Origin of the sequence: Microbacterium sp. CPCC 204701 (assembly GCF_004010105.1) — a bacterium.
Classification (GTDB): domain Bacteria; phylum Actinomycetota; class Actinomycetes; order Actinomycetales; family Microbacteriaceae; genus Microbacterium.
Genome location: NZ_RRYE01000143.1, coordinates 1 through 7,192, shown reverse-complemented (window position 1 = coordinate 7,192; position 7,192 = coordinate 1). Strand labels below are relative to the sequence as shown.

At 68.6% G+C, this 7,192-nt stretch carries 6 protein-coding genes; all 6 read right to left on the bottom strand.

Features of this window, described 5'->3' with window-relative positions:
- Positions 1-128 precede the first annotated feature (128 nt).
- Genes EIO58_RS09960 through EIO58_RS09935 form a run of 6 tightly spaced genes read right to left on the bottom strand, consistent with a single transcriptional unit; the run spans position 129 to position 7,066 of the window.
- On the bottom strand, positions 129-1,538 hold the full coding sequence (locus EIO58_RS09960) for a sulfatase family protein (protein WP_127819406.1): 1,410 nt from the start codon (positions 1,536-1,538) through the stop codon (positions 129-131).
- On the bottom strand, positions 1,535-3,046 hold the full coding sequence (locus EIO58_RS09955) for a sulfatase-like hydrolase/transferase (protein WP_127819405.1): 1,512 nt from the start codon (positions 3,044-3,046) through the stop codon (positions 1,535-1,537). Before EIO58_RS09955 ends, EIO58_RS09960 begins: the two co-directional genes overlap by 4 nt.
- 7 nt (positions 3,047-3,053) lie before the next feature.
- On the bottom strand, positions 3,054-4,076 hold the full coding sequence (locus EIO58_RS09950) for an aliphatic sulfonate ABC transporter substrate-binding protein (protein ID WP_127819404.1): 1,023 nt from the start codon (positions 4,074-4,076) through the stop codon (positions 3,054-3,056).
- Positions 4,077-4,109: 33 nt separating this feature from the next.
- On the bottom strand, positions 4,110-4,916 hold the full coding sequence (locus tag EIO58_RS09945) for an ABC transporter ATP-binding protein (RefSeq protein WP_127819403.1): 807 nt from the start codon (positions 4,914-4,916) through the stop codon (positions 4,110-4,112).
- Positions 4,913-5,794, bottom strand: coding sequence for an ABC transporter permease (locus EIO58_RS09940; protein WP_240658709.1), 882 nt, complete (start codon positions 5,792-5,794; stop codon positions 4,913-4,915). Before EIO58_RS09940 ends, EIO58_RS09945 begins: the two co-directional genes overlap by 4 nt.
- A gap of 39 nt (positions 5,795-5,833) precedes the next feature.
- Complete coding sequence (locus tag EIO58_RS09935; RefSeq protein ID WP_127819402.1) at positions 5,834-7,066, bottom strand: ROK family transcriptional regulator; 1,233 nt, start codon at positions 7,064-7,066, stop codon at positions 5,834-5,836.
- Between the last annotated feature and the right edge of the window lie 126 nt (positions 7,067-7,192).

The following is a 7,192-nucleotide window of genomic DNA, read 5'->3' as shown; positions in this document are numbered from 1 at the left end:
CGCCGCAGGGCCGCCGCCTGCAGAAGCGCGTGCCGTGGGCGCCGATCGTGGTCGGCGGCGTGCTGGTGCTGTGGTGGATCCTGTCGAACACCGGCCTGCTCGCCGTGTGGTTCGCCGACTGACACCCATCAGGGGAGCGCGGGCTCGCCCTCGTGGGGCCGGTCGCCGACCGCGAGCTGCGCGCGACGCAGCCGGTGCCGCAGGTCGGCGAGCACGTCGGCGTAGGCGGGGTCGGCGGCGACGTTGCGCAGCTCGTCGGGATCGGCCTCGAGGTCGTACAGCTCCCACTCGCCGGGGTAGGTGAACGCGCCCGTGCCGGGCAGGCCCATGCCGTCGTTGTAGAAGTAGATGAGCTTGTGGCGGCGCGTCCGGACGCCGTAGTGCGCGGGGGCCTTGTGGAAGGCGTCGTCATGCTCCCAGTACCGGTAGTAGAAGCCGTCCTCGGGGTCGGTCGCGCGGCCCGCGACGAGATCGGGCAGGAGGCTCCGTCCCTGCATGCGCGGGTGCGCCTCGACACCGGCGGCATCGAGGATCGTCTGCGCGAAGTCGACGTTCGTCACGATCCCGTCATGCACCGTGCCGGCGGGGATGCGCTCCGGGTAGCTCATGACCAGCGGCATCCGGATCGACTCCTCGTACATGAACCGCTTGTCGAACCAGCCGTGCTCCCCGAGGAAGAAGCCCTGATCCGACGCGTACATCAGCAGCGTGCGGTCGAACTCTCCGCGATCGCGCAGCCAGTCGACCACGCGGCCGACGTTCTCGTCGACGGATGCCACGCACCGGAGGTAGTCCTCCATGTAGCGCTGGTACTTCCACAGGGACTCGTCCTCGTACGACAGACCCGGCGGCGGCTGCTGCTTGAGGTCTTCGGCATTCAGATGCTCGGCGATCCGCATCGCGGCGCGCCGGGCCGACGACGTGCGCGTGGCGTAGTCGTCGTTCCACGTGGTCGGCAGCGGGATCGGGTCGGAGTACAGGTCGGCGTGACGCTCGGCCGGCTGCCACGGCCGATGCGGGGCCTTGTGCCACACCAGCACGCACCACGGATCGTCGCCGTCGAGCGAGTCGAGCCAGGCGAGCGCGAGGTCGGTGATGAGATCCGTGGCGTAGCCCTCGACCTGCCGGAGGCCGTCCGCGCTCAGAAACCGGGGGTCGTGGTACTCGCCCTGCTCGATAAGGACGTCCCAGTAGTCGAAGCCCTCGGGATCGTGGCCCGGCCCGTCGCCCATGTGCCACTTCCCGACCATCGCGGTGCGGTATCCGGCATCCTTCAATCGCGACACGAACGTGGGCTGCCTCGCGTCGATGGGCGTCACGAGGGTGGTGACCCCGTTCACGTGGCTGTAGGTGCCGGTGAGGATCGACGCGCGGCTCGGCGAGCACAGCGAGTTGGTCGCGAAGCAGCTGTCGAACCGCGCGCCCCTCGCCGCGATCTCATCGATGCGAGGCGTCTCATTGACGAGCGAGCCGTACGCGCCGATGGCGTGCGCGGCGTGATCGTCGGTGAGGATCACGACGATGTTCGGACGCGTCATGCGGCGGATGCCTCGTCCCCCGCGTTGTACGTCGTCTCGTCGAGTCCCGATTGGGTGGGGTCGTAGTCGACGGCGCCGACGTCGTACATCGTCGTCATCCAGTGGTAGAAGTTGTCGCCGCGTTCGCGGAGCACTCCGTACAGCCGCTGCATGAGGCGGCCCCTCACCTCGGCCATCTCGGGATGAGAGTAGACGTTGAGCAGCTCGTCCGGGTCGTTGCGCAGGTCGTACAGCTCGTTGACCGAGTCAGGGTTGACCACGAGCTTGTAGCGCTCGTCGCGCAGCATGCGCTGCGGATAGGGGAAGTGGTGGCCGTGGAACTCGCACACGATGTCACCCGGCCACTCCGGCTCCTCGCCCCGCACGAGCGGGAGGAGGCTGCGCGAGTCCACGGCGGGCGCCGGGTCGATGCCCGCGAGCTCGAGGATCGTCGCCGTCGAGTCCAGCAGCGACACGAACTCGGTGCGCACCTGGCCCGCCGGCGCTCCGGGCACCCGGATGATGCCGGGCGTGCGGTAGATGTCTTCGTACATCGCGGGGCCCTTGTCGTGCAGACGGTGGGCTCCGGTGAACTCGCCGTGGTCGCAGGTGAAGAACACTGCGGTGTCGTCGACGAGGCCCAGGCGCTCGAGCGCCGCCATCACGCGGCCGATCTGCTCGTCGATGAGCGCCACGTACCCCCAGTACACCGCGATGAGCTTGCGCGTCACCTCGATGGGCATGGTGTCGAACGTCCAGTGCGCACTGTAGTTGCGCTGCACCGGCGGCTTGCCCTCGAACGTCTCGGCGATCGACTTCGGCAGCTCGATGTCTACGGGATCGAACATGTCGAAGTACTCGTCGGGGACGATGTACGGCAGGTGCGGTCCGAAGAAGTTCAGCTCGAGGAAGAACGGCGTGCCGTCGCGGTCGGCGTCGGCGGCGTACCGCTCCAGCAGCTCGATCGTGCGGGTCGCGAGGTAGTGCTCGAACGTCGCCTCGACCGGCTGGTGGAGCCGGGCAGCCAGAAGGTTGCCCGGCCCACCGTTGGGCAGCGTGCCGCGGATGCGGTCGCTGATCTCGTAGGGCGGCAGCCCGCGCTCACGCAGGTAGCCGAGATAGTCCTCGTTCTCGACCGGGTTGTGCCAGCCGGGAAGATCCGGACCGTCGAACCCGAAGTCAGCGGCCTTCTTCTCGGTGCCGGCGTGCCATTTGCCGATCAGCCCGGTGTTGTAGCCCTTCTCTCGCAGCGCCTGGACGAACGTGAACGATCCGTCCGCGAGGTCTTCGAGGTAGCCGACGTTGCGCTCGTGGTTGGCGAGCACGCGGTGTCGGAATGGGGCCTGACCGGTCAGCAGGCTCGCGCGTGCCGGCGTGCAGATCGCCGTCGGCGTGTACCAGCGGTCGAAGCGCGTGCCCGTGCGGGCCAGCTCGTCGAGCACCGGCGTAGCCGCGAGCGCGTTGCCATACGCCCCGAGCGTGTCCGCCCGGTGCTGATCGGTCATGAGGAAGAGGATGTTGCTCGGCATCGCTGGATTACTCGCCTGCCTGGAGGAAGAGGTCGCCGGTGTAGAACTCACTCGGCTCGACCGGCTCGGTCAGCTTTCCGGCACCGACGAAGTAGTCGACCATGCCCGACAGCCAGGTCTCGATGGTGCCGTCCTCGGTCAGCTGGTCGAGCTCCTCGAGCGAGAGGATCTGCACGTTGCCGGCGTCTGCCTCCACCTGGGCGGGGTCGAGCGCGTTGAAGTCGGCGGTGAGCTGGATGGCCTCGTCGGTGTTCTCGGCGCGGAACGCGATGGCGTCCCGAAGGGCCTTGAGCACGCGGTCGACCTTCTCAGGCTCGTCCGCGACGACGTCGTTGCCCGCGACGAACGCGGTCGGGAACGCGACGGTGTCTTCGAAGTCGCTGTTCTCGGCGAGCTCGACGAGGTCGGGCACCTGCTGCTTGACCGTCGCGAGCGCGGGGTACCAGAATCCTGCGCCGTCGACCTGCTTCGACGACAAGGCGGCGACGATCGCCGCCGGCTCCATCGGCACGGCGTTGATGTCGTCCTTGGTCATGCCTGCCTCCTCGAGCGCGAGCGTCAGGATCATGTCGCCCGAGGTGCCCTCGGGGAACGCGACCGTCTTGCCCCGGAGGTCCTCGACGGAGTCGATGCCGGCCTGGCCGACGACGCGATCGGCCTGGCCGAGCGTGTTGAGGGCGACGATCTTGGCCTGACCCGACGCCGGCAGCCACACAGCGCCCGGGCCGATGTAGCCGAAGTCGAGGTCGCCGGTGCCGAGTGCCTGGATCTGCAGCGGGCCGTTCGTGAAGTTCTGCGTCGTCACGTTGAGGCCGTACTTCTCCCACAGCCCCTGGTCCTCGGCGATCGCCAGCAGGCTGGTGCCGTTGAAATCGGGGATGTAGCCGAAGTTCACGTCGATGACGTCTTCGTACTCGCTCTCGGGGGCCTCGCCGGACGGCTGGTCGCCTCCGCCGGCGCAGCCGGTGAGGGCGAGCGCGACGGCCGCTCCGGCCGCTGCTGCTCCGAGGAGCTTCCTGGAGATGCGCATGGATGTCGTTCCCTTCGTCGGGGTTGGGGCGTCTCAGTGCGACGCGGTTCCGGCGGCGATGCCGGGTTCTTGGTGGTACACGGAATGCCACACGCGATTGCGCAGCTGCGTGAACTCCGGGCTGAGTCGCGCGTCCTCCGTGCGGGGGTAGGGAAGGTCGACGTCGATGACGTCGTAGATGCGGCCGGGCCGGGCCGCCATCACGATGACGCGATTCGCGAGGAAGACCGCCTCGTCGACGTCGTGCGTGATGAACATGACGGTCCGCTTCTCGCGGCTCCACGTGTCGAGCAGCTGCTCCTGCAGCTTCACGCGCGTGAGGGCGTCGAGTGCACCGAACGGCTCGTCCATCAGCAGGATCGACGGATTCACCGCGTAGGCGCGGGCGATCGCGCACCGCTGCTTCATGCCGCCCGAGAGCATCTTCGGGAGGGCGTCGGCGAACTGCTCGAGCCCCACCATGCGGATGAAGTGCTCGGCGCGCTGTCGGCGCTCGGCCTTCGGGACGCCGGCGACCTTGAGTCCGAACTCCACGTTCTTGCGGACGGTGAGCCACGGGAACAGCGCGTACTGCTGGAAGATGACGCCGCGCTCGGGGCCGGGCCCCGACACCTCGCGGCCGTCGACGAGGGCCTCGCCGGCGGTGGGCTCCTCGAGCCCGGCCAGGATGTTCATGAGGGTGGACTTGCCGCAGCCGGAGGGCCCGACGACGGTGACGAACTCGTTGTCGGCGATGTCGAGGTCGACGTGCTCCAGCGCGACGAACTCGGCGTCCTTCAGCTGAAACGTCTTGCGGATGCCGCGGACCGAGATCTTCGTGGCGGTCGTGGTGTCGGTCATCGGCGTTCCTGCCATCCGGTGAGCTTGGTCTCGGCGAACAGGAGGAGTCGGTCCATCACCAGGCCGAGGATTCCGATGATGACGATGCTGACGAAGATGGTGGACAGGTCGTAGTAGATCTGCGCCTGCTGCATGCGGTAGCCGAGGCCGGCCTGCGCGGCGAGCAGCTCGGCGGCGACCAGGGTCGCCCATGCGGAGCCGAGGCCGACGCGCATGCCGACGAGGATGAAGGGGGTGGACGCGGGCACCACGACGCGCGCGAAGATCGTGCCGTCCTTCGCGCCCAGCACGCGGGCCGCGTTGATCAGCGTCTTGTCGACACTCACGACGCCCTGGTAGGTCGAGATGACGCACGCGAGGAACGCCGCCAGGAAGATCACGAACACCTTCGGCAGCTCGCCGATGCCCATCAGCACCAGCACGAGCGGAAGCAGGGCGAGCGGCGGGATCGTGCGGAAGAACTGGATCCACGGCTCGAAGAGGCCTCGCGCGACCGTGTACCACCCCATCAGGAAGCCGACCGGCACGGCGACCGCGGTGCCGAGGAGGAACCCGCTCAGCACGCGCGCGAGACTCGCGAGGACGTCCTCCTGCAGGATGCCCGCGTTCCACAGCTGGATCGCCTTCTGCAGCACCTCGGGCGGGGTGGGCAGCTGCAGTCCGCTCAGTGCGAGAGCCCACCAGATCGCGATGCCGCCGACGATCGAGACGACGTTGAGGATCGCGAGCTTCGTGCGGTTGCCGGACTTCGCACGGCGGGCGGGCTTGGCCGGCTTCGGGCCCCGTGCGGGCACGTTCTCGGCCACCGCCGAGCTGCTCATCGTGAACGGCTGGATGTCGGCACGCGATGGCGCGGATCGGCTGTCGAGATCATTCATCGGCGGGCTCCTTCGCTGCGGTGCGGTCGTGGAGGGAGATCACAGGGCGCTCCTTTGCTGCGAGGCGGGCCGGGCGGATGCCGTCGGGTCGGGGTAGCCCGCAAGAAGAGGGGATTGGTGGAAGATCGCCGCGATCGCCCCGAGCGCGCCATCGCTGTCACGCAGCTGGGCCGCCCGCACGATATGCGGCTGGTCGGAGGGAATCGAGTACAGCTCGTACCGCAGGGTCGCTGCGGCCTGCTCGACGATGACAGGCGCGACGTGCACGATCTCGCCGCCGATGACGACCTCTCGCGGGTTCAACGTCATCGCCGCGGCACCGAGCACGCCGCCGATCATGGACCCCACGTCCCGCAGCACCGCGTCGACTGCAGGATCGCCCTTCGCGACGGCGACGGCCAGGTCGTCGAGCGTCTCGGTGTCGGCGCCTGCGTCGCGGCACGCCTGCAGGATGGCGGGGACGGATGCCACCGTCTCGAGGCATCCTCGCTTGCCGCACCGGCACGGCAGTCCCTTCGGGTGTGCGGTGACGTGACCGAGCTCGCCCGCGAAGCCACGCGAACCGGTGACGAGACGTCCTGACACGACGAGCCCTCCGCCGACGCCGTCCGACAGGCGGAGGTATACAAGATTGTCGACCGCATCGGGCCGCGTGATGGCCTCGGCGAGCGCGGCGAGGCGGGTGTTGTTGTCGACGATCACGGGTGCACCGAAGCGCTCCGCGAAGGCCCGGTCGACACCGTCGGGAGCGAGCTGGCGCTTCCAGCTCACTGCGGGCACACCGGTGCGTGCCGCCGTGTACGGACCCGGCACGCCGATCCCCACCGCCTGCAGCGCACCGAAGTGCACGCCGGTCTCACGGCTCAGCCGATCGATGAGCTCGAACGCGATCGCGATGCGATCGGGCCAGGCGGTGTCGTCGTCGTACCGCTCGACTCCCTGCGCGATGACGTCGTGCGAGGCATCCGCGACGGCCACGTGCACGCGGCGGTGTCCGAAGTCGACGCCGAGGAACTGACCGGAGTCGGGATCGAGCGCGAGCCGCTCGGCCGGGCGCCCGCTGCCGGCGCGGGTCGCGGCATCCGTGTCGGCCACGATGATGGCGCCCCGCTGCAGCAGGTGTGCGGTGATCTCGGAGAGCGTCGTGCGTGAGAGTCCGACGCGCTTGGCGAGCTCGCCGCGGCTGAGCGCTCCGTGCGTGCGCAGTGCTGCGAGCACACGTTCTTCGTGGGTGCGCCTCACCAGTGCGTGCACCCCGGTCGTCGATGACATGCGTGCAACACTCTCAACCCTGGATTTTTCCGTCAACACCCCGACAGAAAAATGCTTGGATTCTTCCGAGCCGTGACCAAAACGTCGCGGGGAATACGGGAGCGGGGCGCTCGCCCGTCGCGAGCG